General features: G+C 65.3%; 22 protein-coding genes and 1 pseudogene. 15 read left to right on the top strand and 8 right to left on the bottom strand.

Annotated features, from left to right (window positions below; all coding sequences use genetic code 11):
- The first annotated feature begins 50 nt into the window (after positions 1-50).
- Positions 51-803, top strand: coding sequence for an aquaporin (locus DL891_RS05880; protein WP_111719500.1), 753 nt, complete (start codon positions 51-53; stop codon positions 801-803).
- Between the two features lie 50 nt (positions 804-853).
- On the opposite strand, the gene DL891_RS05875 is transcribed toward DL891_RS05880, so the two are convergent.
- Entirely contained in the window at positions 854-1,360 is a 507-nt protein-coding gene (locus DL891_RS05875) for a hypothetical protein (protein WP_111719499.1), read from the bottom strand.
- Between the two features lie 97 nt (positions 1,361-1,457).
- Between DL891_RS05875 and DL891_RS05870 the strand changes: the two genes are divergently transcribed.
- From DL891_RS05870 to DL891_RS05860, 3 genes are all read left to right on the top strand, one after another.
- Positions 1,458-2,078 (top strand): 2-phosphosulfolactate phosphatase, encoded by a 621-nt coding sequence (locus DL891_RS05870; RefSeq protein ID WP_111719498.1) that lies wholly within the window; start codon positions 1,458-1,460, stop codon positions 2,076-2,078.
- 60 nt (positions 2,079-2,138) lie between these two features.
- Entirely contained in the window at positions 2,139-2,441 is a 303-nt protein-coding gene (locus DL891_RS05865; RefSeq protein WP_111719497.1) for a DUF427 domain-containing protein, read from the top strand.
- Between the two features lie 316 nt (positions 2,442-2,757).
- On the top strand, positions 2,758-5,106 hold the full coding sequence (locus DL891_RS05860; protein WP_111719496.1) for an FdhF/YdeP family oxidoreductase: 2,349 nt from the start codon (positions 2,758-2,760) through the stop codon (positions 5,104-5,106).
- A gap of 77 nt (positions 5,107-5,183) precedes the next feature.
- On the opposite strand, the pseudogene DL891_RS17775 reads toward DL891_RS05860, so the two are convergent.
- Positions 5,184-5,333: pseudogene (locus DL891_RS17775) on the bottom strand (DUF6457 domain-containing protein); the annotation flags it as partial.
- A gap of 121 nt (positions 5,334-5,454) precedes the next feature.
- Here DL891_RS17775 and DL891_RS05855 point away from each other — a divergent pair.
- The 6 genes from DL891_RS05855 (at position 5,455) to DL891_RS05830 (ending at position 13,829) form a co-directional block, all read left to right on the top strand.
- Complete coding sequence (locus tag DL891_RS05855; RefSeq protein WP_111719495.1) at positions 5,455-7,227, top strand: ABC transporter substrate-binding protein; 1,773 nt, start codon at positions 5,455-5,457, stop codon at positions 7,225-7,227.
- Positions 7,228-7,313: 86 nt separating this feature from the next.
- Positions 7,314-9,215 carry an ABC transporter ATP-binding protein gene (locus tag DL891_RS17715; protein ID WP_111719494.1) on the top strand — a complete coding sequence of 634 codons (1,902 nt, stop codon included), beginning with the start codon at positions 7,314-7,316 and terminating at the stop codon, positions 9,213-9,215.
- The gene (locus DL891_RS05845) at positions 9,212-10,159 is read left to right on the top strand and encodes an ABC transporter permease (RefSeq protein ID WP_111719493.1); all 948 of its coding nucleotides are present in this window, start codon (positions 9,212-9,214) and stop codon (positions 10,157-10,159) included. The genes DL891_RS17715 and DL891_RS05845 overlap by 4 nt, the downstream gene beginning before the upstream one ends.
- Before the next feature lies 1 nt (position 10,160).
- A complete protein-coding gene (locus tag DL891_RS05840; protein WP_111719492.1) occupies positions 10,161-11,123 on the top strand; it encodes an ABC transporter permease in 963 nt (320 codons plus the stop codon).
- A gap of 18 nt (positions 11,124-11,141) precedes the next feature.
- Positions 11,142-12,374, top strand: a complete 1,233-nt coding sequence (locus DL891_RS05835) for an amidohydrolase family protein (RefSeq protein ID WP_232819028.1) — start codon at positions 11,142-11,144, stop codon at positions 12,372-12,374.
- Positions 12,375-12,461: 87 nt separating this feature from the next.
- A complete protein-coding gene (locus DL891_RS05830) occupies positions 12,462-13,829 on the top strand; it encodes an alpha/beta fold hydrolase (protein WP_368665618.1) in 1,368 nt (455 codons plus the stop codon).
- A gap of 116 nt (positions 13,830-13,945) precedes the next feature.
- On the opposite strand, the gene DL891_RS05825 is transcribed toward DL891_RS05830, so the two are convergent.
- A complete protein-coding gene (locus DL891_RS05825) occupies positions 13,946-15,487 on the bottom strand; it encodes a M17 family metallopeptidase (RefSeq protein ID WP_111719489.1) in 1,542 nt (513 codons plus the stop codon).
- A gap of 339 nt (positions 15,488-15,826) precedes the next feature.
- On the opposite strand from DL891_RS05825, the gene DL891_RS05820 reads away from it, so the two are divergent.
- Positions 15,827-16,795 carry an FKBP-type peptidyl-prolyl cis-trans isomerase gene (locus DL891_RS05820; protein WP_111719488.1) on the top strand — a complete coding sequence of 323 codons (969 nt, stop codon included), beginning with the start codon at positions 15,827-15,829 and terminating at the stop codon, positions 16,793-16,795.
- A 145-nt stretch (positions 16,796-16,940) separates the two neighbouring features.
- On the opposite strand, the gene DL891_RS05815 is transcribed toward DL891_RS05820, so the two are convergent.
- Positions 16,941-17,585, bottom strand: a complete 645-nt coding sequence (locus DL891_RS05815) for a pentapeptide repeat-containing protein (protein WP_111719487.1) — start codon at positions 17,583-17,585, stop codon at positions 16,941-16,943.
- Between the two features lie 273 nt (positions 17,586-17,858).
- Here DL891_RS05815 and nadE point away from each other — a divergent pair, with 273 nt between their 5' ends.
- On the top strand, positions 17,859-18,845 hold the full coding sequence (gene nadE / locus DL891_RS05810; protein ID WP_111719486.1) for an ammonia-dependent NAD(+) synthetase: 987 nt from the start codon (positions 17,859-17,861) through the stop codon (positions 18,843-18,845).
- Positions 18,846-18,978: 133 nt separating this feature from the next.
- On the opposite strand, the gene DL891_RS05805 is transcribed toward nadE, so the two are convergent.
- From DL891_RS05805 to DL891_RS05790, 4 genes are all read right to left on the bottom strand, one after another.
- Positions 18,979-19,944, bottom strand: coding sequence for an ornithine cyclodeaminase family protein (locus DL891_RS05805; protein ID WP_111719485.1), 966 nt, complete (start codon positions 19,942-19,944; stop codon positions 18,979-18,981).
- Entirely contained in the window at positions 19,941-20,978 is a 1,038-nt protein-coding gene (locus DL891_RS05800; RefSeq protein ID WP_111719484.1) for a proline racemase family protein, read from the bottom strand. Before DL891_RS05800 ends, DL891_RS05805 begins: the two co-directional genes overlap by 4 nt.
- 164 nt (positions 20,979-21,142) lie before the next feature.
- The gene (locus tag DL891_RS05795) at positions 21,143-21,640 is read right to left on the bottom strand and encodes a SprT-like domain-containing protein (RefSeq protein WP_111719645.1); all 498 of its coding nucleotides are present in this window, start codon (positions 21,638-21,640) and stop codon (positions 21,143-21,145) included.
- A 227-nt stretch (positions 21,641-21,867) separates the two neighbouring features.
- On the bottom strand, positions 21,868-22,305 hold the full coding sequence (locus DL891_RS05790; RefSeq protein ID WP_232819027.1) for a hypothetical protein: 438 nt from the start codon (positions 22,303-22,305) through the stop codon (positions 21,868-21,870).
- A gap of 370 nt (positions 22,306-22,675) precedes the next feature.
- Here DL891_RS05790 and DL891_RS05785 point away from each other — a divergent pair, with 370 nt between their 5' ends.
- The 3 genes from DL891_RS05785 to DL891_RS05775 all read left to right on the top strand — a co-directional run bounded on the left by DL891_RS05785 (position 22,676) and on the right by DL891_RS05775 (position 25,667).
- The gene (locus DL891_RS05785; RefSeq protein ID WP_111719482.1) at positions 22,676-23,347 is read left to right on the top strand and encodes a GntR family transcriptional regulator; all 672 of its coding nucleotides are present in this window, start codon (positions 22,676-22,678) and stop codon (positions 23,345-23,347) included.
- Between the two features lie 153 nt (positions 23,348-23,500).
- Positions 23,501-24,706, top strand: coding sequence for a branched-chain amino acid ABC transporter substrate-binding protein (locus tag DL891_RS05780; RefSeq protein WP_111719481.1), 1,206 nt, complete (start codon positions 23,501-23,503; stop codon positions 24,704-24,706).
- 67 nt (positions 24,707-24,773) lie between these two features.
- The gene (locus DL891_RS05775; RefSeq protein WP_111719480.1) at positions 24,774-25,667 is read left to right on the top strand and encodes a branched-chain amino acid ABC transporter permease; all 894 of its coding nucleotides are present in this window, start codon (positions 24,774-24,776) and stop codon (positions 25,665-25,667) included.
- Positions 25,668-25,669: the final 2 nt, after the last annotated feature.

Here is a 25,669-nt window from a genome sequence, read left to right as displayed (position 1 = left end):
AAATCAGACCGGTGCTGACCAGCTGACCAGAAAGTCTTCAGGAGGATCTCATGAACCTGCGCAAATTCATCGCCGAGGCTCTCGGCACCGCCCTGTTGGTCTTCTTCGGCGTCGGGGTCGCAACGCTGTCATTCGGATTCGCCATGACCGGGCAGAGCACATCCGCCGGGGTCGTGGCCACCGCACTCGCGTTCGGACTGATCATGCTGGTGCTCGCCTACGGGATCGGGCCGATCACCGGTGCCCACGTCAACCCGGCCGTGACGATGGGCTTCTGGGTCGGCGGCCGGATCGGCATCGTGGAGGCGGTCGGCTATTGGGCCGCCCAGATCCTCGGCGGAATCGTCGGTGCCGGCGTCCTGTTCTGGATGTTCAACGGCGCCGAGGGCTACTCCACGTCAAAGCAGGGTCTCGGCACGGACGGGTTCGGCGCGAATTCGATGATCGGCCTCAACGCGGGCGGCGCGTTTCTCGCCGAGACGGTGCTCACGTTCCTGTTCGTGATGATCGTGCTGCTGGTGACCCGTAAGGCCGCGTGGCCGCAACTCGGCGGGGTCGCCATCGGTTTCGCGCTCGCCACCGTTCACTTGATCGGTGTACCTCTGACCGGAACCTCGGTGAACCCGGCCCGCAGCATCGGCCCGGCGCTGTTCGTCGGCGGCGATGCGCTCAGTCAGCTATGGCTGTTCATCGTGGCTCCACTGGTGGGCGCGGTGCTCGCCGCTCTCGTCAGTCGTTATCTTTTCCCCACGGACGCGCCCGCACCGGAGGTCACCGCGAACGAGGAGATTCCCTCCCACTGAGCGGTACGACTCGGGCAAGTGGGCGTGAGCAGTGGGGCGGAGGGCGCGTCTCAGAGCGGCTTGTCCGCGCCCAGGTCGAGGCTCCAGGTCGGGGCGAGGCGCTTCAACTGCCGGCCGCGCCACTGCCACATCATCCAGAGGGTCGGCCAGAGGAGCGGCGTGGCCACGCCCGCCGAGAAGGTGAGCTGGTCTCGATACAGGCAGGTGCCGGGGCCATCCATGCCGTCGGAGATCGCGATCTTGTGATCCCACTCGGTTATCAGGCTGAGGATCCCGGAGGTCGGCTGCCCCGAGTCGCGCAGCATGCGCACCCGCGGAAAGTCGGGCACCCGGCGAAAGCCGATGTCGATCGTCTGGGTTCCCATGGGTAACATGCCGAACCCGTAGAGGTACACCGGATGCTCGCCCTCCGACCAGATCGTCGGAAAACCGCCGCGTTGCAGGGAGTCGAGCTCCATCAGCGGTGACGAGACCTCGGCGAGCACTGCGGGGCTTCGAATCGCCCGCCATGCGGCGTCCGGCGAGCAGTTCAGCGTTAGTTTCAGGAGTACTCTCATGGTTCCCAGTCTGGTCTTCGGGTGACGCTTTGTCGATGGAGCGGGCAGTGAACACGGGGCGGCCGCCCGAGCAGGGAGGGTGTAATACGCTGGCCGGGTGATCACTACAGCCTCACCGCATCCGAACTCGCCGCATCCGAATCCGCCCGACCCGCGCGCGCAGGAGGAGTACCAGGTGCGCTTTGATTGGGGGCTGGACGGGCTGCATTCGATCGCTCCGGGCGCCGACGTGGTCGTGATCGTCGATGTGCTGCCGGGTTCGACGCCCGGAGCCGACCGCCTGGTCGCCCGGGTGCCGAAGGAAACGCAGGCGGTTCTCGGAGCGGGGCTGACGAATCGCCGTGCGGTGGCCGGGTGGATCCGTGCCCGCCAGGCCGAGACGCAGGGCCGGTTCACGGTTTCGATCGTGGCAGTGGGTGAGCCTGTCGCGGCAGGGCCCGATGCCGCAGGTGTTCGCTTCTCGGTGGAGGATCACTTCGCGGCCGGAGCCCTGGTCGACGCTCTCGCCGACACGGGCATCGACTACCACTCGCCGGAAGCGGCCGCAGCGTGTGCGAGTTTCACGGCGCTCCGTGGCGGGCTGCGGCAGCTCATCCGCGCCTCCGGCGCCGGCCGCGCGCTCATCGCCCAAGGCGGTGTCGACCTCCTTGAACAAGCCACCCGGCTGGATGAATCGCAGGATGTCCCGATACTCGCGGAATGGGACGACAGGTTCTGACGTTGATCCTGGTGTGAACGGGCGGTTCCGATCCCGTTTCCGGATCAGAGGGAGAACGTGATGAAGGCAGTTCTGAACAACACGGTGGTCGCCGAGGCACCAGAAGAAGAACTGGTCAAGATCGAGGGCAATTGGTATTTCCCGCCCGCCCGCGTGAACACGGCGCTGCTCGAGGACAGCGACACCCCCTATCGGTGCCCCTGGAAGGGCGACTGCCAGTACTTCAATGTTCGCGACGGCGACCGTCTGCGGGCCGATCTGGCCTGGAGCTACCCCAACCCCATCCCAGCGTCATTCGACCGCGTGGGACGCGACTACTCCGGTTATGTCGCCTTCTCGAATGAGGTTCAGATCTCCCAATGATCGATGGAGGGCCGCCGGCGCGGGCCGTCAGCGCGACCGCCCGATCACGCTCCTGCACCTGGGTCACGGACTCGAGAATGATGGCGATACCGTTGGCGCCCGAAAGGTTCGCGAATACGTTTTCGTCATCGGGTAGGCGGTTCCTCGGGGGCACAAAAAGATGTCCTCGCTGTCGAAGTGCCGTCGGATATCCGGGTTGGCGGTCAAAGTGGTCATGACCTTGGTGGGCTACCTGCGCGGGCGTACCATGGTGATCCACTCGGGTGTCCAGCGAGTGGATCACGGTGCACGACAAGGTGAAAGTAGGTAGTTTCTCATGACTGGAAAAGCGCCGGTCGAGGATGTCAACGAAGACGCCACCGAGATGGTTGTTGGAGAGCCCAAGACGTGGGCCGCCGGAGTTCCGGGGGTCACCCATTCCATGGGCCCGGCACTCTCAGATATGGGCGTCGGCCGCACTGTGAAGCTGATGACTCAGATGAACCAGAGGGGCGGCTTCGACTGCATGAGCTGCGCCTGGCCGGATCCCGACCATCGCAAGACGCTCGAGTTCTGCGAGAACGGGGCGAAGGCCGTCACCTGGGAGGCAACACCGGTCACGATTCCCACGTCGTTCTGGGCGGAGAACTCCATCACCAGCCTGTGGGAGAAGTCGGAATACTGGCTGGGAATGCAGGGGCGGCTGATTGAACCCCTCTACAAGCCCAAGGGCAAGGACAACTACGAGCCGATCAGCTGGGAGAACGCCTTCACGATCATCGGCGACCGGCTGAAGGCACTGGACGACCCGAACGAGGCGACGTTCTACACGAGTGGTCGCACCGCGAACGAAACGGCGTTCGTCTACCAGCTTCTCGCGCGTTCGTTCGGCACGAACAACCTGCCGGACTGCTCGAACATGTGCCACGAGTCAACGGGCAAGGCCATGGGCGAGGCAATTGGCATCGGCAAGAACACGATCGCCTACAAAGACTTCGAGAAGGCCGACCTGATCATCATCATGGGGCAGAACCCCGGCACGAACCATCCGCGAATGTTGACCGCGCTGGAGGACGCCCGGAATGCCGGAGCAACGATCGTCGCGATCAATCCGCTTCTGGAGGCGGGCTTGATCCGCTACAAGAACCCGCAGAAAGTCAAAGGCATCATCGGCCATGGAGTCGGGCTGGCCAGCCAGTACCTGCAGATCCGCGCCGGAGGAGACGGCTGGTTGATGCAGGCAGTCTCCAAGCGTGTTTTCGAGGCCGAGGCCGCGAACCCCGGCACGGTGCTCGACCATGATTTCCTCGACGAGCACTGCTCGGGGCTCGAGGAGTTCAAGGCACATGTCGCAAAACTCGATGATCAGGCCGTGCTCGAGGCAACGGGCCTCACCACGGCCGAAATCGACGAGCTTGCCGCACGATACCTCAAAGCAGACAAGGTCATCATCACGTGGGCGATGGGACTGACCCAGCACAAGGATGCGGTCTCCATCATCAAAGAGGTCATGAACCTCCTCTTGCTTCGAGGCAATATCGGCAGACCCGGTGCGGGTGCGTCTCCGATCCGCGGCCACAGCAACGTGCAGGGCGACCGCACGATGGGAATCTGGGAGCAGATGCCGCCGGCGTTCCTGGATGCACTCCAGAAGGAGTTCAATTTCGACCCGCCGCGAGAGAACGGCGTCGACTCCGTGCAGGCCATCGAGTCCATGCTGTCCGGCAAGACCAAGGTGTGGATCGGCCTGGGCGGAAATCTGGTGTCAGCGGTCTCTGACACCCGGGCTGCGGAAGCGGGCTTCCGCAAGCTTGGTCTCAACGTGCAGATCTCGACGAAGCTCAACCGAAACCATCTCACCGGGGGGGATGAGGCACTGATCCTGCCGTGCCTCGGACGCACGGATATCGATATGCAGGCGACCGGCCCACAGATGCTCTCGATTGAAGATTCTGTTTGTGCGATCCGTTCGACCAGCGGCAAAGTTCCGCCGATGTCGAACAAATTGCTCTCTGAAGTGTCGATCGTCACCCGAATCGCGCGCCAGCTGTTCGGCGACGACGGGCCCATCGACTGGGCCGGATTCGAAAGGAACTATGACACCATTCGCGATCACATAGAACACGTGGTCACCGGTTTCGACAGGTTCAATGAGCGCCTCCACCGGGACAAGGAATTCATCCTCCCGCACGGACCGCGCGATTCGCGCACGTTCAACACGCCAACGGGCAAGGCCATGATCACGGTCAACGAACTCGAATACATCGAGTGCCCGCCCGGTCGCTTGTTGTTGCAGTCGATGCGCGCGCATGACCAGTTCAATACGACGATCTACAGCCTCGATGACCGTTACCGCGGCATCAAGAAGAGCCGCAAGGTGATTTTCGTCCACCCGGACGATCTGGCTCTGCTCGGGGTCAAAGATGGCGAGCTCGTAGATGTGCACAGCGAGTTCACCGACAATGTCGACCGGGTGGTGCATGATTTCAAGGCTGTCGCGTACCCGACGGCACGCGGGTGTGCGGCGACGTACTTCCCCGAGGGGAACCCGCTCGTCCCGCTGGGCTTCACGGCCCACGGCAGCAACACACCGGCCTCGAAATCAGTGGTCGTGCGATTGGAGCCGATCGAGGCGCGTGGTCGGGCACGGCATAGCGCGCCAGAAGGCGCTCTGGCAGGAGTGTAGCCAGGGCGAAAGAACTGATCACTGGTCTCGCAGTTGCCTCTGAGGTCGTCGGTGCGGATCTCGCAGCCACCCCAGCCATAGCCCGCAACGAACCTCGAGAGGGGTGCGTCGGTGCGGAACACCGCCTGGGCCGTTCTGCCCGCCAACCCCAGCGCACTCGTGATGTCGACATCGAGACCGGCGACCTCCAGTGCCGCGACGAGCGTGCGGCACCATTCGCGCCCGATCTCGTCCTCCTTGATCGCGATCGCTGTACAGGACGCTTTCTTTCACTGTAATATGTCACCCACTACTGGTGCTCGATGATGGCTCCGGTATCCGCATCGACGAAAACAATTTGGGTGACACATGAAAACGAACCGACCTGCAGTCAAGGCGCTCGCCGTCCTGGCGGCTGCCGTCCTGTTGGGAACCACCGCATGCAGCGCAGGGGGTGACTCCACTACCGGCTCCTCCGACGCCCCTGCGGCGACCGGCGGCACCCTCAAGGTGCTCGGTGCCGGTGATGTTGATCACCTCGACCCCGCGCTCGCCGCCTATGTGCCGACGACCAGCGTGATGCGGGCCATCACCCGCCAGTTGATCAGCTACAAGACTGTGGACGACCCGGTTCAGCGCATCGCCCCCGAGGGTGACCTGGCAACCGAGGTGCCCGAGCCGACCAATGACGGCCTCACCTACACCTTCACCATCCGCGACGGTGCCAAGTGGAACGCTCCCGACGGTGCCCGCGAGATCGTCGCCGGCGACTTCGCCCGCGGCCTCAAGCGACTCTGCAACCCCTCCCAGTCCAGCGCCATGCTGACGTATTTCTACGAACTGATCGACGGAATGGCCGAGTTCTGCGACGGCTTCGCCACCGTCGCCACCGATGCTCCAGCGATGAAGGAGTACATCGAGGGCAACGAGATCTCCGGTGTGAAGTCGATCGACGACAAGACGCTGGAGATCGACCTCGTCAACCCCGCCGGTGACTTTGTCTACATGTTGTCGCTGAACAACGCCTCACCGGCTCCGGTCGAGGTGCTCGAATACGAGCCGGACTCGCCCGACTACCGCTCGAACTTCATTTCCTCCGGGCCGTACACGGTTGCAAGCTACACCGCCGACAAGGAACTGAAACTGGTTCGCAACCCCGCGTGGAACGCCGACTCCGACCCGCTGCGTGCAGCGAACGTGGACGGCATCGACCTGACCATGGGGCTGACCGCCGATGCGATCACCCAGCAACTGCAGGCCGGATCCGCTGACATGTCATTCGACATCAACCTGTCGCCGGCGCTCATCCAGCAGCTGAAGACGGCGAACGACGAGAAGCTGGTCACGATCGCCAGTGGTGCGGTCAACCCATTCATCTGGGTGAACACCAAGACCAGCAACAACGACGGTGCCCTGCAGAAGCTCGAAGTGCGTCAGGCGTTGCAGTACGCGGTCGACAAGGCCGCTGTCGTTCAGACCCTCGGCGGCGAAGAGGTTGCCACGGTGCAGAACGGCATCTTCGGCCCCGGCGTGCTCGGCCAGAAAGACTTCGACCTGTACCCGAGTGAAGGCTCCAAGGGCGACCCGGCCAAGGCAAAAGAACTGCTGACCGCCGCCGGCTACCCCAACGGTCTCACCGTGAAGATGCCCTACCGCACCAAAGACCAGGAGCCTCAGATCGCACAGACGATTCAGGCGAGCCTCGAGAAGGCGGGCTTCACCATCGAGCTGATCCCGGTCAACCCGACCGACTACTACTCGAAGTTCCTGACCAACAGGGACAGCACTGCCGCCGGTGACTGGGACATCGCCCCGGTCGGGTGGACTCCTGACTGGCAGGGTGGAGCAGCGCGTTCGGTCTACCAGCCGCAGTTCACCTTCACCGGAACGCCGCAGTCGTACAACTACGTCGACTACAACAACGACACGGCGAACGCGCTGGCGGCCAAGGCCATCCAGGCGACCGACCCGGCCGAGGCTGCCGACCTGTGGAACCAGGTCGACAAGACCGTGATGGGCGACGCCATCGTCATCCCGATCGCGTCGCCGAAGGCCGTTCTCTACCACGGTGACCGAGTTCAGAACTTCATCCCGTACGCGCTCAGCGTGCAGGGAGACTGGACAAACGTCTCGCTGAAGTAGAAATTTCCTGAACGGTGGCCGGTGCCTGAACGCACCGGCCACCGTTCGCCCGCACGACCAGATCGACGAGAACAAAGGAGGTGCCCATGTCCGTTTTGGATGTTCGCCACTTGAACGTGCGCATTCCCACCGAGGACGGCGTGATCCACGCGGTGCGTGACGTATCGTTCTCCGTTGATTCCGGCGACTTCTTCGGTATCGTCGGCGAGTCCGGTTCCGGCAAGTCGGTGCTGGTGCAGGCCATCATGGGACTCATCCCGGGGGCGCGGATCACGGGCGAGGTCTGGTTCGACGGCCACGACCTGCTCACCATGAAACCGGATGCCCTCCGCAAGATCCGAGGCCGTGCCATCAGCATGATCTTCCAGGACCCGTTGAGCAGCCTGCACCCGCAGTTCACCATCGGCTGGCAGATCGTCGAGCAGATCCGCACCCACCGCAAAGTCAGCCGCGCCGAGGCGAGACGGATGACCGTGGAGATCCTGGGCAAAGTGGGCATTCCTGACCCGGATACCCGGTTCAGCGCCTACCCCCACCAATTCTCTGGCGGCATGCGCCAGCGCGTCATGATCGCGATGGCACTGGTGTTGAACCCCGCCCTGATCATCGCCGACGAACCGACGACGGCGCTCGACTCCACCGTGCAGGCCCAGATCCTCGACCTCTTGCATGAGATGCGGGAAGAGTTCGACGCCACCATCCTGATGATCACCCACGACCTGACCGTGTTGGCACGCGTCGCGGACAACATGATGGTCATGTACGCGGGCCACAAACTCGAGGCGGGCCCGGCACGCGAACTCTTCGCACGCCCCGCGCACCCGTACACCTCCGGCCTGCTGCGCTCGTCGCCCGGCAACTATGAGCCGGGCACGCCACTGGTGCCGATCCCGGGCAAGCCGCCGAGCCTGCTGAACCCGGTGACCGGTTGCGTGTTCGCCCCCCGGTGTCCCGACGCGATGTCGAAGTGCTGGAGCGAGACTCCACCGCTTCGCACCTACTCCAACGGGCTCGAGACCAGTTGCTGGTTGACTGAGGCGCCTTCGGAGCCCGAAGCCTCCGAGGAGATGCAGGACGTCTCCACCCTGCCGATCACCGTACTCAACCCGAACACCACCGAATTGGCCACCCCGATCGTTCAGATCAACGACCTCGAACTCTCGTTTCGCAGCAAACGCGGGCGCACCAGCGTCGACGTTCTGCGCGGCATCGACTTGGCCATATTCCGCGGCGAGACGCTCGGGCTGGTCGGGGAGAGCGGGTGCGGAAAGTCGACGCTGGCCCGGGTCATCGCCGGGTTGATCCCCGCCACTGGCGGAAAGGTGCACCTGGCCGGCCACGACCTGTCTACGGTCAACCACGAACAGTGGCGATCACTGCGACGCGAGGTGCAGTTGGTGTTCCAGGACCCCTATGGGTCGCTGAACCCCCGGCGGCGGGTCGGCTCGATCATCGGCGATCCGTTCCGCATCCACCGCATCTCGTCGGGCGAGAAGCGCAAGAAGAGTGTGCAGCAGCTGATGGAACTGGTGGGCCTCAACCCGGAACACTACAACCGGTTCCCCTCCCAGTTCTCCGGCGGGCAGCGCCAGCGCATCGGGATCGCCCGAGCGCTCGCCCTCAACCCGTCGATCATCATCTATGACGAACCCGTGTCGGCACTGGACGTGTCGATCCAGGCCCAGGTGCTGAACCTGATGAGTTCGCTGCAGAAGGAGTTCAACCTCACCTACCTGTTCATCTCCCACGACCTCGCGGTGGTGCGGCATGTCTGCGACCGGATCGCGGTGATGGACAAGGGGAAGATCGTCGAACTCGCGGCGACCGAACAGCTGTACGCCGACCCCCAGCACGACTTCACCAAGGTGTTGCTCGAGGCATCGGCGCCCGAGGAGAAGCCGCAATCGAGGGCGTTCCCCGAGCTGCTCTCGACCGTTCACGCCGGAGATCTCACTGCCGGAGATCTCATTGCCGGGGGTGTGCGATGAGCGTACTCAAGACGCCGAACCAGGCGGCCGCCGCGGCCGACGTCGACCAGGTGCACGTCGTACAGCGCAGTTCTCTGGCGCTCACTATGCGCCGCCTCAGCCGTGACCCGGCGAGCGTGATCGCGGCGGTGTTCATCATCGTGCTGGTGCTGTTCGCCGTCTTTGCACCGACGATCGCCGCGTGGACCGGCCACGGCCCCGACGAGCAGTTCCGTGAGACCGGGCTCAGCCCGTCCGGAATTCCGGTGGGGCCGGGCGCAGAGTTCCTCTTCGGAACCGACCAACTGGGCCGGGATGTGCTCGTGCGCCTCGCGTACGGGGCACGGATCTCTCTGCTCGTCGGAGTGGTCGCCTCCATCGTTGCGGCCACAATCGGTGTGACCGTCGGCATGCTGGCCGGCTACTTCGGTGGGCGCGTCGACACCCTGCTCTCGCGCATCATGGACCTGGTGATGAGCGTGCCGTTCCTGCTGGCCGCGATCGCTCTGGTCTCGGTGCTGGGGCCGAGCCTGCAGCTGAGCATCGCCGTGATCATCTTCTTCACCTGGACCCCCATCGGCCGCGTCATCCGTGGCCAGGTGCTGGCTCTGAAGCAGCGGGAGTTCGTCGAAGCGGCACGCTCATTGGGCGCCGGGCACCTCGGCATCATGTTCCGCGACATCCTGCCCAACCTGATGGTGCCGATCATCATCTATTCGACCCTGATGATTCCGAGCGCGATCGTGTTCGAGGCGACGCTCTCATTTCTGGGTATGGGTATCGTGCCGCCCACGGCGAGCTGGGGTGGAATGCTCTCGGAGGCCGCAGGTAACTCGATCTACCTGGCGGCACCGTGGCTCGTGATCATCCCGGGCACGGCGTTGCTGTTCACCACGCTCGCATTCAACCTGCTCGGTGACGGATTGCGCGACGCGCTCGATCCGCGTGCGGCAAGGAAGGCCTGACATGGCTCGATTCCTCCTCTCCCGCGTCGGCTTCGGCCTTCTGGTGCTGTTTCTGCTCAGCCTGTTCGTCTTCCTGCTGTTCTTCATCGCCCCCGGTGACCCGGCACGCGTGATCGCCGGCGACAAGGCCACCGTCGAAGTGCTCGCCCAGATTCGCGCCAAACTCGGCCTGGACGAACCGATCTACGTTCAGTACTGGTTGTTCATCAGCAACGTGTTCCAGGGCGACCTCGGATTCTCGTATCGCAACCAACTGCCGGTCATCGACATCGTTGTCGACCGCATCCCCGTCACCGTTTCGCTCGTCTTTGGCGGGGTCATCCTCTGGTTGGGCATCGGTATTCCGATCGGCGTGATGTCGGCTCGCAAGCCGGGCAGTGTGCGTGACCGCCTCGGCCAGTCGTTCGCGGTCGTCGGCATCAGCTTCCCCAGCTTCGTGCTCGGCATGATGGCTCTGTATGTGCTGTACTTCCTGCCGGCGAAGGCGGGTTGGAAACTGTTCCCCCCGAGCGGCTACATTCCCTTGACCGTGGATCCGTTGCAGTGGGCGTGGCACCTGGTGCTGCCCTGGTGCACGCTCGCGCTGGTCTCGGCGGCGATCTATGCCCGCCTGATGCGCGGCCAGATGCTCGAGGTGCTCGGCGAGGACTACATCCGCACCGCCCGGGCGAAGGGCCTGACCGAGCGCCGGGTGGTCTATCGCCACGCCATGCGCAGCGCCATGCCACCGCTGGTCACCCAGCTGGGCACCGATATCGGGCTGATGCTCGGAGGCGTGATCGTGATCGAGCAGGTCTTCGGTCTGCTGGGAGTCGGCAACCTGGCCGTCAGCGCGGTCAACAACCAGGATCGCCCCGTGGTCATCGGCGTCGTGCTCCTCGGTGGCCTGTTCGTCGTGGTGATGAATATCATCGTCGACACGCTGTACGCGTTCCTCGATTCGCGCATCCGCACGGCGGCGTAGAGAGTAAAGGTGCGCCCGGTGAACCGTGCACACAAGAAAGGAAGCATCATGGGCAGCGGATCCAACGTGACCACGATCACGAACGCACTGGTCTTCGACGGCAGTTCCGCCGAGTTGTTTGAAGGCTCCATCGTCATGGCGGACGGGGTCATCAAAGAGGTCGGGGATGTCGCCGCATCGGGGAGAACCATCGATGCCGGCGGACGGGTTGTCGTACCCGGTCTGATCGACGCGCATTTCCACGCGTACGGGATCAGCTTGGATGGCTTCAGCAACGAACGACCTCCGCTCAGCTATTCCGCCCTGGTCGGTGCCACGCGGCTGGGCGCGGCACTGCGGCGCGGGTTCACCACCGTGCGGGATGTCGCCGGCGGTGACATCGGCCTCGCCAACGCGATCGACCGGGGGGTTCTCACCTCACCGCGCTACTACTTCACCGGCCCGGCACTCAGCCAGACCGGAGGGCACGGCGACCCGCGGGCCGCCGACGTCGACCTCTGTTTCGACCACGGTCACATGTGCGAGATCGCCGACGGAGTGGACGAGTTGCGCCGGGCCGTGCGCGAGCGCTTTCGCACGGGCAGCCACGCGATCAAGATCATGACCTCGGGCGGTGTCGTTTCGCTGACCGACCCGATCCGTATCCCGCAGTACTCCGCAGAGGAGATCACGGTGGTGACCGAGGAGGCGACCCGCCGCGGCAGCTATGTGGCAGCGCACGCGTATTCGCCGGAGGCGATCCGCCACTCGGTGTTGAACGGGGTGCGCTCCATCGAGCACGGCAACCTGCTCGATGACCAGACCGCCCGCCTGATGGCCGAGCACGGCAGCTATCTGGTGCCCACCCTGGCCGCCTACGACGCCATGGACCGGCGAGGCGAACAATTGGGCCTCAACCCGATCTCGCAGCAGAAGAACGCCGAGGTGCTCGCGGCCGGAAAGATCGCCATTGAACGGGCTCGCGCCGCCGGCGTGTCGATCGGCTTCGGCTCCGACCTGATGGGTGACCTCGAAGACGACCAACTGGTCGGCGTTCGCCTGCAGGTGGAGGTGCTCGGCGTGCTCGACACCCTCAGGTCGATGACCACCGTCAACGCCGAACTGCTCAAGAACCCCGACCTCGGACGGCTGGCACCCGGCGGTCTCGCCGACGCCGTGATCCTCGACGGCAACCCGTTCGATGACGCCGCGGCGCTCTGGGACGAGAGCCGCGAACGCACGGTCATCACGAACGGCCGCGTCGTTCGCTGAGACACCCACGCCGGCTCACGCGGGGGCACCCCGGCTGCCGCGCGTGACACCAACACCGCACCATCGTGACACCAACACCGCACCACCGTGACACCAAAGCCGCACCACCGTGACACCAAGACGAAAGACAGGTCCACCATGCTGACCGCCGAGTACACCATCCCGGGAATGCACATCCGCGATCACATGGTCGAAGTGCCTGTCGATTGGACAAACTCCGACGGCCGCACCATCCAGGTGTTCGCCCGTGAAGTGGTCGACCCCGCCAAAATGGGTCACGACCTGCCGCTGCTGGTCTTCCTGCAGGGCGGCCCGGGCGGCAAGTCGCCGCGGCCGATGCCCGGCGAGGGCTGGCTCGCCCACGCGCTCGACACCCACCGGGTCGTGCTCGTCGACCAGCGCGGCACCGGTCGTTCGACCAGGATCGAGCGGGCCACCCTCGACCAGTTCGACACCGTGGCGGGGGCCAAAGACTACTTTCTGTGCTTTCGCGCCGACTCGATCGTCGCCGACCTCGAACATATCCGCAAAACGGTATATGGCGGGGTGAAGTGGCAGAGCCTCGGCCAGAGCTACGGCGGATTTCTCACCCTCACGTATTTGTCGACTGCTCCGGAGGCACTCAGCGCCTGCTACGTCACCGGCGGGCTGACCACGCCGACGCCTTCCGCCGACGAGGTCTACCGCCGCACGTATCCGCGCGTGGAGGCGAAGACTGCCGAGTTCTACCGTCGCTACCCGCTCGAGGTGCACCGTGTCGGGCAGGTCGCCGACCACCTCGCCGCCAACGACGTGCGCCTGCCCGACGGCGACACGCTCTCGGTGCGGCGGCTGCAGATGCTCGGCATCGACTTCGGCATGGCGCCCGGTTTCGACCGGGTGCATTGGCTGTTCGACGAGGCCTGGGCGGCGGAACCCGATCGCACCGGTTCCCTGTCCGACCAGTTTCTGGCCGAAGTCGCCCAGCGAACCAGCTTCGATGACAACCCCCTGTTCGCGGTGATGCAGGAGAGCATCTACGGCAACGGCGCATCGGCTGCAGGCGGCACCGGCGCGACCGACTGGGCGGCCGAGAGAGTGCGGGCCGATCACCCGCAGTTCTCGCCCGATGAGCGGCCGATGCTGTTCACCGGCGAGATGATGTACCCGTGGATGTTCGACGAGATCCGCAGTCTGCGCCCGTTCAAGGCGGTGGCCGAGGCGCTCGCCCAGCACGAGGAGTACACCGAACTGTATGACGCCCGGCGGTTGGCCTCCAACGAGGTGCCGATCGCGGCCGCCGTCTACTACGACGACATGTACGTCGACCGGGGCTTCTCCGAAGACTCCAACCGAGACGTCGGTGGCGTACAGCTGTGGATGACCAACGAGTACGAGCACGACGGTCTGCGCCAGGACCCCCGCGTGCTGAGGAGGCTGATGACGATGGTCGCGGAGTCGGGAACCGCCCGCTGACGCCTCGCCGAGTGTCCCTGGTCGGTCCTCCTCGCGTCGAGCAGTGCCCGCGCGTGGCGCGCCTGTGCGAGCGCGCCGCGTTGACCGGCAGACACCGCTGAAGCGGTGGCTCCGCGCTAGCTCTTCGTCGTGGCCGGTGGCACGAAGTTCAGCGCCAGGTCGGTGAGCAGGCGAGCGCCGAATCCGGTGGCACCCTGGCTGCGCCAGAGGTCATCGGCGTCGACCTGCATGGTGCCGGCGATGTCCAGGTGCGCCCACGGCACGCCGTCAACGAACTCGTTGAGGAAGAGTGCCGCGGTCGTCGCACCGGCGAACTTGCCGCCCAGGTTGGAGATGTCGGCCACTTCGGTGTCGAGTTGTTTGCGGTAGCGGTGCTCCAACGGAAGTTGCCAGATGGACTCGTCGGTGGCGGCCGATGAGGCCTTGGTCTGGTCGACCAACTCCTGGTTGTTGCCCAGCACCGGAGCGGTGTGGGTGCCGAGTGCGGCCAGGGCGGCACCGGTCAGGGTGGCGATGTCGACGATCGCGTCCGGCTTCTCCTCGGCGGCGAGCACCAGGGCGTCGCTCATCACCAGGCGGCCCTCTGCGTCGGTGTTCTGAATCTCCACCGTCATGCCATTGCGCACGGTGAACACATCGCCGAGCTTCGAGGCCGAGCCCGACGGCATGTTGTCGGTGCACATCAGAAAAGCGGTGACGCGGGTGGTGCAGCCGAGTTCCTTGAGCGCTGTCATCGCGGCGAAGGCTGCGGCGGCTCCCGCCATGTCCATCTTCATCAGCAGGTGCATCGGGTCGGAAGGCTTCAGTGAGATGCCGCCGGAGTCGTACATGATGCCCTTGCCGACCAGGGCGAGGTGGCCGGTCGCGTCATCGGGGGTGTAGCGCACCTGGATCATGCGCGGCTCTTCAACACTGCCGGCATTCACGGCGAGAAGGCCGCCCAGCCGTTCGGCGATGATCTGTTCCTTGTCGAACACGTGGACGCTCAGGCCGTGCTGGGGGCCGAGCTTCTCCGCGATGTTGCCGAAGTCGGTGGCGGTGAGGTAGCCGGGAGGGGTGTTGGCCAGGTCACGGGCCAGGCAGGTGGCACGTGCGGTGACACAACCGGTTCTCACCCCTGCCGATACCCGCTCGACTTCGTCTGCCGGCACCAGAATCTCCAGCGCAGTAAGCGGCACGTGCTTCGACGACGGCTTGAGCTCGTTGAATCGATAACGGGCCAGCAGCACACCCTCGGTCAGCAGGCGGCCGCTGTCCTCGGAATCGAGGGTGGTCGCGCCGACCACGTCGAGGCCGATCCGGCTGGAACGGTGGGCGGCCCGGGCGAATGCGGCCCCGATGTCGCGCATGTTTGCCGCGGTGAGAGAGCCGGCAACCCCGCCCACGTCTCCCACGCCGACCGCGATGAGGGTGGTGCCGCTTCGCTGCGGAACAATCAGCGTCTGCCCCACTTTCGCTTCGAAGCCCTGGGCCTCGAGGGCTTCCCGGGCGAGGCCCAAGGCACTCGGAACCTCACCGCTGACACTCACGCCGATTCCGATGGCCCCCAGTTCGGTGGAAAGCGTGGTGACCGCAGTGACCGAGCTGTCGGCCAGGGTTTTGAGGGAGGGAACCGGGTCGAAATCGGCGGGAATCAGTTTGTAGGCGTTGTCGGGCATGGGTGGTTCTTCCAATCTCGCGGAGGGGTCGAGTGGCACTTCTTTTTGCGGAAACGAGCGGCACCACTGCGGTGTGCGGTGGTAGTGGTGAGGCTCCGGGCAGAAACAGCCATCCGATGCCGTGTCTCAACCCTACTGTGCCGGGATTGACGTGCTGCGGAGAATGCCGACCGTGGAAAACAGCTCAGGCTCAGGGCGGGAACTCTGACGGTGCTGCAACCCGGACACCTCTCCGGCTCGCGGCTCGCATTCAGGTAGCGCGAGCCCGGAGGTGACAGAGTGGTCACGGCCGTGCGCGGCCCACCAGCTGTCCCCGATGTGAAACGAGAACCCCCCGGTATGAAACTCTCCCTTGCTCCGCGCCGCGTCGTGCCCGCAGCCGTACTCTCGGTCATCGCCGCGTCTGCATTGTTGTTGACCGGGTGCACGGGCGTTTCCGCACCGGCGGCTTCCGACGTCAGCGCCAGCCCGGCCGCAGCAGAGTGCACCGACTACCCCTCGGGTGCCGACAGCGAGGGTGTGACCGTGGCCGGGAGTTTCGGCGAAGCCATCACCGCGGAGTTCAGCACACCCCTGGCCGGCACCGCACTGCAGCGCACCATCGTCACCGAGGGAGACGGAGAACTGACCAAGTCGGGAGATCTGGTCGAGCTGCGTATCACGGTGTTCAAGGGCAGCACCGGCGAGTCGGTCATCTCGGAGAAAACCTCGTTCCCGCTGGGAGACGCGCAACTCATGCCCGCTTTCGTGGCAGGCATCGAATGTATGCCAATCGGCTCCCGCGTGGTCACTGCGGTGCCCGCCGCCGACCTGTACGGTGATCAAGGAAACCCATCCCTCGGCATCGAACCGGGTGAGTCTGCCGTGATCGTCAGCGATGTGCTCGGGGTTGAACAGCCGATCGTTCCGGCCGCGTGGACCCAGAACCCGCCCACGGTCGCCTTCAACGGCGAAGAGGCACCAGTGCTCACGCTGCCCGCCGGCGACCCGAGCCCCGACCTGAAGCTCGCCGTGATCACTCCCGGTGATGGGGCCACCGTCGCCTCGGGCGACACCGTCACCCTCAACTACCAGGGAACCAACTGGAACACCGGTGAGATCTTCGACCAGAGCTACGGCAAGCAGCCGCTGGTGATCGCCACCAACCAGGTCGTCAAGGGATTCGGCGCCGCTCTGGTGGGGCAGAAGGTCGGCTCCCAGCTGGTCGTGACGATGCCGCCCGCGCTTGGCTACGGCGAGGCGGGCAGCGGGCACGAGCTCGCCGGCCAGACCCTGGTCTTCGTGATCGAGATCATCGGCGTCGAGTAGCGGTTCGGCTGGGCGTCCATCCTCGAGGTGGATGGCCGGCCGCACAGTTCGCGGTGCGCTGCCGGGCAACGTGTCAGCAGCACGATGAGCGGCCGGCCCCGAAGGGCGGTCAACCGGACGCTGACCCGCTCAAGAATGCGGGCGACTAACCGAGCAGCAGCCCTGCCTGCTCGGCCAGCACCGGGGCCAGCGCTGCCAGCTGCACATCGTCGATAGTGGCCCCGCGCAACCCCGGCACGCCGTTGATCGCCTGAAACTCGCTGCCGCGCAGATCCACGTCGCTCAGCTGTGCTCCGGTCACGTCGAGCGTGCCGATGCGGCAGTCACGAATGGTCACCCGGGCGGCTTTCGTCTGCCCCAGGTCGAGCTCGTCGATGGTGCACTCGGAGAGAAGCACATCCCGCAGGGTGGCGCCGCGAAAGTTGAGGTAGCCGAGTTTGCAGCCCTCGATCAGCACACCACTGAGATCGGCGTCGTAGAACTCGCCCGCGCCGACGCGGGACTGCGTGATCGTCACGTCTCGCCATTCAGAATGTGGGGCGTTCAGTACTGGTGCGTTGAGGTTCGTCATCTCGACGGTGACGAAGCGGATGCCGCGCATCTGGGTGTCGTCCAGGGTGACACCAGAGAACCGGCACTCGTGAAAGGCGGCGTCGGTCAGGTCGCGGTCGGTCAACCGGAGCACCGCGTATCGTTCGCCCTCGTACTGCTCGGATGCCACAAGCAACGCCCCGTCACTGTCCTGGAGTTGCCCGAACCGGGGCTCGGTGATGCGCGGTGCCTTGACCATCGTGTGTGCCTCCTGGCGTCACGTCCATTGTTCCGCATGCGCTCCTCGGCCCCCTATCCGTGTGGTGCACGTCGCGAGCTCGCCCGTGTGGCGGAACCGGCGGGTGGAACGGGCGAGCGGAACGGGCGAGCGGAACGGGCGAGCGAAACCCGTGGGGTCGAATCATGGTCGCGCGCGTATCTCGACCTCATGGCTATCGCTCAGCAGGCAGGCTCGCTCAGCAGGCAGGCTCGCCCGAATGGCCAGAGCAACGTACGGCGATAGTGTGAAGGTATGCGTGAGATGCAGGAACGAATCATCCGGGAGTTGGGCGCTCGGCCCGAGATCAACCCGGCTGCAGAGGTCGACGCCCGCGTGCAGTTTCTGGTCGACTACGTGAAAGTGACCGGAGCCCGCGGCCTCGTGCTGGGGATCAGCGGCGGCCAGGACTCGACCCTGGCCGGCCGGTTGTGTCAGTTGGCGGTTGAGCGCATTGCCGGCGGACCGAGTGCCGCTGACGTGCGTGCCGTTGACCCGAGTGTCGATGACGTGCGTGCCGCTGATGTGCGTGCCGCCGGAAGCAGTACTGATGGGGGCAGCGCCGATGGAGGCAGCGCCGGTGACGGTAGCGGCGACGGCAGCAGCGGCGACGGCGGCAGCGATGCCGGTGTGGCTCCGGTCGAGTTCATCGCGGTGCGGTTGCCGTACGCGGTGCAGCATGACGAAGACGACGCGCAGTTGGCGCTCGATTTCATTCGGCCCCAGCGCGTCGTGTACTTCAACATCCAGGCGGCGGTCGATGGTTTTGCGACCGAGTACGGTGAGGTGCTGGGCGACCCGCTGGCTGATTTCACCAAGGGCAACGTGAAGGCGCGGGCGCGCATGATGGCCCAGTACGCAATAGCCGGGCAGCGCGGATTGCTTGTAGTCGGCTCCGACCACGCCGCCGAGGCGGTCACCGGCTTCTTCACGAAGTTCGGTGACGGCGCCAGCGATCTCGTTCCGCTGGCCGGATTGACCAAGAGGCAGGGGCGTCAGATGCTTGAGGCGCTCGACGCACCGGAGCGGTTGTATCTCAAACCGCCCACCGCCGATCTGCTCGATGACCTTCCCGGCCAGACCGACGAAGCCAGCCTGGGTCTCAGCTACGCCGAGATCGACGACTATCTCGAGGGGCGCGAGGTCTCAGATGCCGTAGCCCGGGCCATCGAGTCACGCTACGTCGCAAGCAGGCACAAGCGCCGCATGCCGGCGTCGCCCGCCGACACCTGGTGGCGCTAGCCGGGCCTCGTTGCGTACGCCGCCATATCCGCGGTGTTCGCGCTTCGCGCCAGTTGGCACCCATCGCGCCGGTTCGAACCGGCGCGGAGCGTGCCAACTGGCGCGTGCCGCTGCGACGGATGACTCGGTGGGACTATTTCCCCGCGGCGTACGCCACCGAGGCGACCACGAGGTCTTCCCACGGCATGCCAGAGCTCTTGAAGACGCGCGGCCTGGAGTGGTCCACCTCGACGGCACCGGTGACGATGTCTTTCACCGGGATGAGGTGGTCTTCAGTGATGACACCCTCCTGGAGCGGAATGTAGACGTCTCCGCCTTCACGCATCGCGGCGCCGAACTCCTCGATCACCACCTGCGAGCGGGCGATCAGGGCGCTGTCGAGTTCGCGCGCATCCAGTTCATGGCTGCCGACTGCCATCACGCAGGCGTTGTCCTGAATGAGCGAGCCGTCGAATAGCGGTTCGCGGGCGGTGGTCGCGCAGGCGATCAGCTGGGCATCCGCGACATCCTCGGCAACGCCGACCCGGGCGGGGATGCCCGAGGCGGTGACCTGGTCGGCCAGCGCCTGTGCGCGCTCCTGGTTGCGGGCGACGATCGTCACACGCTCAATAGTGCGAACCGCGCGCAGCGCCTCGACGTGGCCCCAGGCCTGCGGGCCCGAGCCGAACACCAACAGGTGGGGTGTCTCAGCCGGCGCCAGAATGTCGGCGGCCGCCGCCGACAGCGCGGGCGTGCGCAGTGTGGTCAGCGCCACCCCGTCCATCAGGGCGACCGGGGTGAGGGTGGCCGAGTCGAACAGCAGGTAGTGGCCCTGGATGCGCTCCAGCCCCTTGTCGGGGTTTGCGGGTGCGACCGTCACGACCTTGACGCCGAGCAGCTCCGAGCTCTCGGTCGGCATCATCAGCACCTGGCCATGGGCCAGGTCGACGATGGTCTTCGCGTGGTCATTCGCGGGGTCGAGGCCGGCCCTCAGGTCGCGATGGAACGCGGCCACGGCATCGGCGAAGCTCACCCGCGAGTAGACCTCGTCGGCGGTGATGAAGGGCAGGGTGCTGGCGGGCGCCGTGCTGGTAGAAAGAGTGCTGGCGGGGTTGGTCATCTGAGTACGAATCCTGTTCCCACGTCGTCAAACGTGTTCAATGTGAAGCGGTGCTCGCCTGTCTGGTAGGCCATGCCCTGCACCTCGGGAACGACCATGGGGTGTCCGTCGGGGCTGGTGGTGCCTGCCGGGGCGTCGAACACGCGGGCGAGAAAGCGCGTGTCGACGATCGAATCGTGGGTGAAGACCTGGCCGGGCTTCAGGCGACCGGATGCCGCCAGCAACGCCACTCGGGCGCCGGTGCCCGATCCGCAGGGGGAGCGGTCGACCTCGCCGTCGGCAAAGACGGTCGCGTTGCGCTGGTGTGGGCCGGCCTCGGTGTCATCGAAGTCGTCGTAGACAATGGTGCCGTACACCCCGGAGAGCCGCGGGTCGGTCGGGTGCTGGGCCAATACGTGGTCGTTGAGCTTCCACTTGATCTCCCGGCCGATGGCGATGATGTCGGTGTAGTGCCGGGGGGTGACCTCGAGGCCGGCATCCGCGGCGTTGAGGGAGGCGTAGATGGCTCCGCTGTAGCTGAGGTCGACGTGGAATGTGCCCCGGCTGGTCTCGACAGGCACCGCGGTGGCAATGGCCCACGACTCGACGTTGCGGAAGGTCACCGAGGTGATGCGCCCGGCGGTCTGCAGCACGCGCGCCTCGACCCGGCCGCTTGGCACGTCGATGGTGACGATGGTCTCACCGTCGGGATCGCTGGCGACCCGGCCCGTCTCGACGGCCCAGACGCCGAGCGCGATGGTGCCGTGCCCGCAGGCGGTGGAGAAGCCGTCTTTGTGCCAGAACAGCACGCCGAAGTCGGCGCCGTCGTCATTGGCCGGAGTGAGGAATCCGCCGTACATGTCGGCATGCCCGCGCGGTTCGTGGCAGAGCAGCCGTCGGAGACGATCGATCTCTTCCGACTCCTGCGCGAACACGCGGCGCTCGCCGACCGTGGAGCCGGGGATCTCGGGCACCCCGTCGAGCACGATTCGGAACGGCTCACCAGCCGTGTGGTAGTCGACGGTGGTAATCGCCTGTACGGGGGAGGAGCTCATGGTTCAAGGGTAGCCGAGAACGCCAATGAATATGTGACATATTACAAACGTATGTGGATGCCGGGTGCCCCGTCGGGCGAGAGTGCAGTTGTTGCCGCTTTCGTCGTCGTATTCCGCCAACTGCTCACCTCTCGAAGGAGGTTCGAGGCGGTCGCGACGACTCGTCAGGCGCGGGGAATCGAGGCGGCCTGACGCCGGGTGGCCGCCGAGATCTCACGCTTGTGCCAGGCGATCAGGTGCTGGTGGTTGAAGCCGCGTGAGCACCTGCCGCAGGAGAGCGTGCGCGTGGGTTTGCGATACCGGTAGAACGTGTGTCCGTTGGCGCACTGGCCGACCCACGGCGCCAGTTCGTCGGCGATGGCGCCGTCATGCAGGCGTTTGCCCTCGTAGCCGAGCTCGGTGGCGACCTTGCTCCATTTGGGCCCGTGCCCCGCGCGGGAACCGGCAATCGCGTGTGCCACCTCGTGCAGCAGCACCTGGTGGATCTCGTCGTCTTCGTAGCGCAGCGCGAGGTAGCGGGAGACCGTGATCGTCTTGGTCGTGTAATTGCACAGACCGGCCCTGGTCTTGGCGTTGTCGAAGCCGAAACTCCACACGTTCGCATCAAGGTGCAACGCGATCAGGGCCTGGGCCCAGGTACGCACACGATGCAATTCAGCCATGCGTTGAGGATAGCCGCGGCATCCGACAATCGGATGCGAAGCTGCCCGGGTGCCGTGTGCCCGGCCACCGTCCAGAATCGGGCTTCGCGCCGTGCCGAACGCATCGCGCCCGGTGGAACCGGCGCGATGCGTTCCAACTGGCGCGCGCATCGTTCGTCGCGCCGGCGCGAGCACGGCCCGCAGAATACTGGGTCACTCGCGCCGTGAGGTCGGACGGGATTTCGCCGCTACTCGCCGCGCCGGCGCTCGTCCAGGAAGGATTCGGTGACTGCCACCGCGATCAGCGACGATTCGAGCTCGTCGTCGGTGCTGTCAGCGACCTCGGTCGAGGTACGGCGCTCGAGCAGCTCTTCGCGAAGTGTGGCCGCGGCCCGAAAATCGGCCAGGGCCTCATCGAGCAGATCTTGGTCGAAGTAGACCTTTCCCCGATGCTGCAGAGCGAACGCCTGCAACCGAAACCAGTCATGCACAGCGGCCTCGTCCACACAGGTGGTCAGCTCGGTGAGCGCCTCATCGAAGCGCCCCATGAACTGCATCACCTGGGCGCGTCGGATGCGCGCGGCCAGCAGATCCTCGCGCGACCCGGTGAAGCGGGCCTGCCTGGCCGCTTCGTTGGCCACGTCCCACGCCTCATCGAGACGGCCGACCAGGCGCAGAAGCGACACTTTTTCGTTCAGGGCCGCCAGGCTGCGCAACTCACCGAGCTCACTGAGCCGAACCCCAGCCGCGTGCAGATCAACCTTTTCGCGCAGGGTCTTGGGATCGTAGCCGGTGACGATGGTGGACAGGATGGCTCCCGGGTTTCAGTGGCGGACGAAGGTCATTTCTCGTGAAGCGGTTCGTCGTTCCAGAGTAACCGACGGCCGGCGACTTGGTCGGTGCGCCTCGCCCTTTCTCGTGAGGCGGGAGCGCCCGCCCGTTCGGAGCACCCACCCGGAGCGCCCGCCCTTTCTGGGGAGTCGCTGACTGATAGCGCGTCACATATTATGGACGCACCGCACTCAACGCCCCGTGACCGGAGAAGATGTGACATCGATGGCCGCTGAAAAAACAGCGATCCGCCAGCTGGAACCGACCCTCAGCCTGCGCGACACCGTGGAGAAGTCACTGTCTGCCGCGATAATTTCTGGTGAACTCGCCCCCGGTTCGCTGGTCTCGGTGCCCACCCTCGCCGGTCGTTTCGGGGTCTCGGCCACGCCGGTGCGCGAGGCGATGCTCAACCTCGAGAAGCGCGGATTCGTCGAGCCGGTCAAGAACAAGGGATTCCGGGTCACCTCGGTCAGTGAAGCGGACTTGCGTGAGATCGTGCAGGTGCGCAGCTGGCTCGAGACCGCGGCCATGCAACCGGTCTCCGATCGGCTCAAGACCGAGCCCGTCGACACGTACCGCGCCCTCGCCGATGGCATCGTGCGAGCCGCCGAGAACAACGATTTCGCATCCTTCCTCGCCGCCGACATCGCCTTCCACCTGGCCCTGCTCGGCCTCACCGGCAACCGCCGGCTGGTCGACATGGTGTCGGAGCTGCGCGGTCAGACCCGCATGGTTCGCCTGGCCTCGATGGCGAACACGACCGAGCTCAAGCAGTCGGCCGATGAGCACCACCAGCTGCTCGACCTGCTTGTCGCCGGTGATGTCGCCGAGGCAGAGGTGCTGATGCACCGCCACGTCGGCCACGTAATCGAATGGTGGTCGGCTTCCGGCCAGTGAGACTGGATCGTTACCTGCTCGGGTAGCCGTCGGGAAGTAATATATGACACTCTGGACGTGCGGCACGGTTCCCGCTGAGCACGACTCGGCGTCACCACTTCGAAGTCCGTCAGATCCAACGTTGTGTCCCACACGGAAGGCAGTTCACTGACCATGAGTAATGGAATTCCCCGCTCGAAATCTCGGGCCCGATCCCTGTTCTCCACCGCAGCCCTCGTCGCGTCCGTCGCGCTGGTGCTCACGGGCTGCTCCGGCGGCCTCGGTGGCAGCACCGATGGCGGCGCGTCTGCCGGTGCTGACGGCGAACCGATCAAGCTCGGCATGATCGCCCCATTCTCCGGCTCGGAGTCGGCGTTCGGCGACTACATGAAGAACGGCGCACAGTTGGCCGTCGATGAGATCAACAAGGCCGGCGGCGTCAACGGGAGCCAGCTCGAGCTGCTCACCGAAGACGGCGCCTGCGACCCGACCACCGCGGTGTCTGCCGCGAACAAGCTGGTCACGGCCGGCGTGAAGGGTTCGGTCGGCGGCTACTGCTCCGGCGCCACCCTGCCGACACTTCCGGTGTTCAATGACGCCGGCGTGGTCATGATCATCCCCGCGGCCAACTCCAACCAGCTTCCCGCGCAGGGCCTCGACAACGTCTTCCTGATCAACGGAACCGGCACCCAGCAGGCCGCCGCCGCAGTCAAGTACGCGCAGAAGATGGGCGCGACCAAGCTCGCCGTGGTCGACGACAACACCGACTACTCCAAAGACCTCGCCGTCTCCTTCACCCAGCAGTCGAAGGATGCCGGACTCGACGTCGTGCTCACCGAGAGCGTGAACGCGGGCGAGAAGGACTACAGCGCCAACGTGAACAACGTCGTCAAGGCAATGCCAGACTTCGTCTACTGGACCGGCTACTACCAGGAGGGTGGACTGATCACTCGCCAGCTGCGTGATGCTGGCTACGCCGGCACCATTCTGGTCGGCGACGGCTCTGTCGACAAGAAGTTCGCTGAGATCGCGGGCGCGGGCTACACCGACAACGTGTTCGCCACGTTCACCCAGACGCCCGACATGCTGAAGGGCGCCGAAGCCTGGGTGGCCTCGTACAAGGACCAGTTCGGCGACGAGCCCGGCCCCTACTCGACCCAGTCATATGACGCTGTGCGCGTGATGGCCGAAGGCTTCAAGCAGGCCGGATCCACCGACACCAAGGCTGTCATCGACGCGCTCATGGCGATCGACGGCTTCCAGCTGTTCTCCGGGCCGCTGAAGTTCACCCCGGAGCACACGCTGTCCTCCGGCGGGTTCGCCATCCTGAGCATCTCTGAGGACGGCACGTTCAAGCTCGAGGACGACCTGCAGGGTTAGTTCGAACGGAGGGGTGCGGCTCGCCGCGCCCCTCCGTTCTGACCGTGTTCCCTCGAGAGGACCCCACGTGACCCAACTGATCTGGAACGGCCTGTTCGTCGGCTCGTTCTACGCCCTGGTGGCCATCGGCTACAGCATGGTCTACGGCATCATCAAGCTGTTGAACTTCGCCCACGGCGACGTCTACATGCTCGGCTCGTTCACCGGCTTTCTGCTGCTCGGCAGCGTTTCCGGGTTGCTCGGAACGTGGTCTCTGCCGGTGCTGCTGCTCGTGCTGCTGCTCTCGATGCTGTTCACCGGCACCATCGGTGTGATCATCGAGAAGGTGGCCTACCGGCCCCTCCGATCCAGCCCACGATTAGCGGTGTTGATCACCGCCGTCGGCATGTCGTTCGTGCTCGAGTACGGCATCCGACAGATCTTCGGCCCGTCGCCCAGGGTCTTCCCGGTGCGGTTGGCCGGCGACCCGATCTTCTTCCTCGACGCCCGCATCACGCTCCCGCAGATCGTGCTCATGGTGATCGCCGCGGCGCTGATGTACTTCCTGCAGCGCTACGTGATGAAGTCGCGTGAGGGCCGGGCGATGCGCTCGATCGCCCTCGACACCCAGGCCTCCCTGTTGATGGGGGTCAACGTCAACAAGGTGATCAGCCGAACCTTCTTCATCGGGTCGGCACTCGCCGGCGCCGCCGGGGTCATGGCCGGCGCCTATTACGGCTCGATCGACTTCCTGATGGGGTTCATCATCGGGCTGAAGGCGTTCACCGCTGCGGTGATCGGCGGCATCGGCAACCTGTACGGCGCCATGCTCGGCGGCCTGGTCCTGGGGCTCTTGGAGTCCTTCGGCACCAACTGGCTGGGCGGCCAGTGGCGCGACGTGTTCGCCTTCGCCTGTCTGATCGCCTTCCTCTCGTTCAAACCCACCGGCCTGCTCGGTGAGCGCGTCTCCGAGAGGATGTGACG

The organism is Homoserinimonas sp. OAct 916 (assembly GCF_003260275.1).
Classification (GTDB): domain Bacteria; phylum Actinomycetota; class Actinomycetes; order Actinomycetales; family Microbacteriaceae; genus OACT-916.
The sequence above is the reverse complement of the archived record's forward strand: the minus strand, read 5'-3'. Positions and strand labels throughout refer to the sequence as shown.

What these genes read in the sequence shown, in the direction of transcription:
- DL891_RS05825 (WP_111719489.1), bottom strand. Translation starts at nt 15,487, where the DNA reads ATGCCCGACAACGCCTACAAACTGATTCCCGCCGATTTCGACCCGGTT.
- DL891_RS05815 (WP_111719487.1), bottom strand. Translation starts at nt 17,585, where the DNA reads ATGGTCAAGGCACCGCGCATCACCGAGCCCCGGTTCGGGCAACTCCAG.
- DL891_RS05795 (WP_111719645.1), bottom strand. Translation starts at nt 21,640, where the DNA reads ATGGCTGAATTGCATCGTGTGCGTACCTGGGCCCAGGCCCTGATCGCG.
- DL891_RS05785 (WP_111719482.1), top strand. Translation starts at nt 22,676, where the DNA reads ATGGCCGCTGAAAAAACAGCGATCCGCCAGCTGGAACCGACCCTCAGC.
- DL891_RS05820 (WP_111719488.1), top strand. Translation starts at nt 15,827, where the DNA reads ATGAAACTCTCCCTTGCTCCGCGCCGCGTCGTGCCCGCAGCCGTACTC.
- DL891_RS05860 (WP_111719496.1), top strand. Translation starts at nt 2,758, where the DNA reads ATGACTGGAAAAGCGCCGGTCGAGGATGTCAACGAAGACGCCACCGAG.
- DL891_RS05880 (WP_111719500.1), top strand. Translation starts at nt 51, where the DNA reads ATGAACCTGCGCAAATTCATCGCCGAGGCTCTCGGCACCGCCCTGTTG.
- DL891_RS05855 (WP_111719495.1), top strand. Translation starts at nt 5,455, where the DNA reads ATGAAAACGAACCGACCTGCAGTCAAGGCGCTCGCCGTCCTGGCGGCT.
- DL891_RS05800 (WP_111719484.1), bottom strand. Translation starts at nt 20,978, where the DNA reads ATGAGCTCCTCCCCCGTACAGGCGATTACCACCGTCGACTACCACACG.
- DL891_RS05845 (WP_111719493.1), top strand. Translation starts at nt 9,212, where the DNA reads ATGAGCGTACTCAAGACGCCGAACCAGGCGGCCGCCGCGGCCGACGTC.
- DL891_RS05865 (WP_111719497.1), top strand. Translation starts at nt 2,139, where the DNA reads ATGAAGGCAGTTCTGAACAACACGGTGGTCGCCGAGGCACCAGAAGAA.
- DL891_RS05780 (WP_111719481.1), top strand. Translation starts at nt 23,501, where the DNA reads ATGAGTAATGGAATTCCCCGCTCGAAATCTCGGGCCCGATCCCTGTTC.
- nadE (WP_111719486.1), top strand. Translation starts at nt 17,859, where the DNA reads ATGCGTGAGATGCAGGAACGAATCATCCGGGAGTTGGGCGCTCGGCCC.
- DL891_RS05875 (WP_111719499.1), bottom strand. Translation starts at nt 1,360, where the DNA reads ATGAGAGTACTCCTGAAACTAACGCTGAACTGCTCGCCGGACGCCGCA.
- DL891_RS17715 (WP_111719494.1), top strand. Translation starts at nt 7,314, where the DNA reads ATGTCCGTTTTGGATGTTCGCCACTTGAACGTGCGCATTCCCACCGAG.
- DL891_RS05840 (WP_111719492.1), top strand. Translation starts at nt 10,161, where the DNA reads ATGGCTCGATTCCTCCTCTCCCGCGTCGGCTTCGGCCTTCTGGTGCTG.
- DL891_RS05805 (WP_111719485.1), bottom strand. Translation starts at nt 19,944, where the DNA reads ATGACCAACCCCGCCAGCACTCTTTCTACCAGCACGGCGCCCGCCAGC.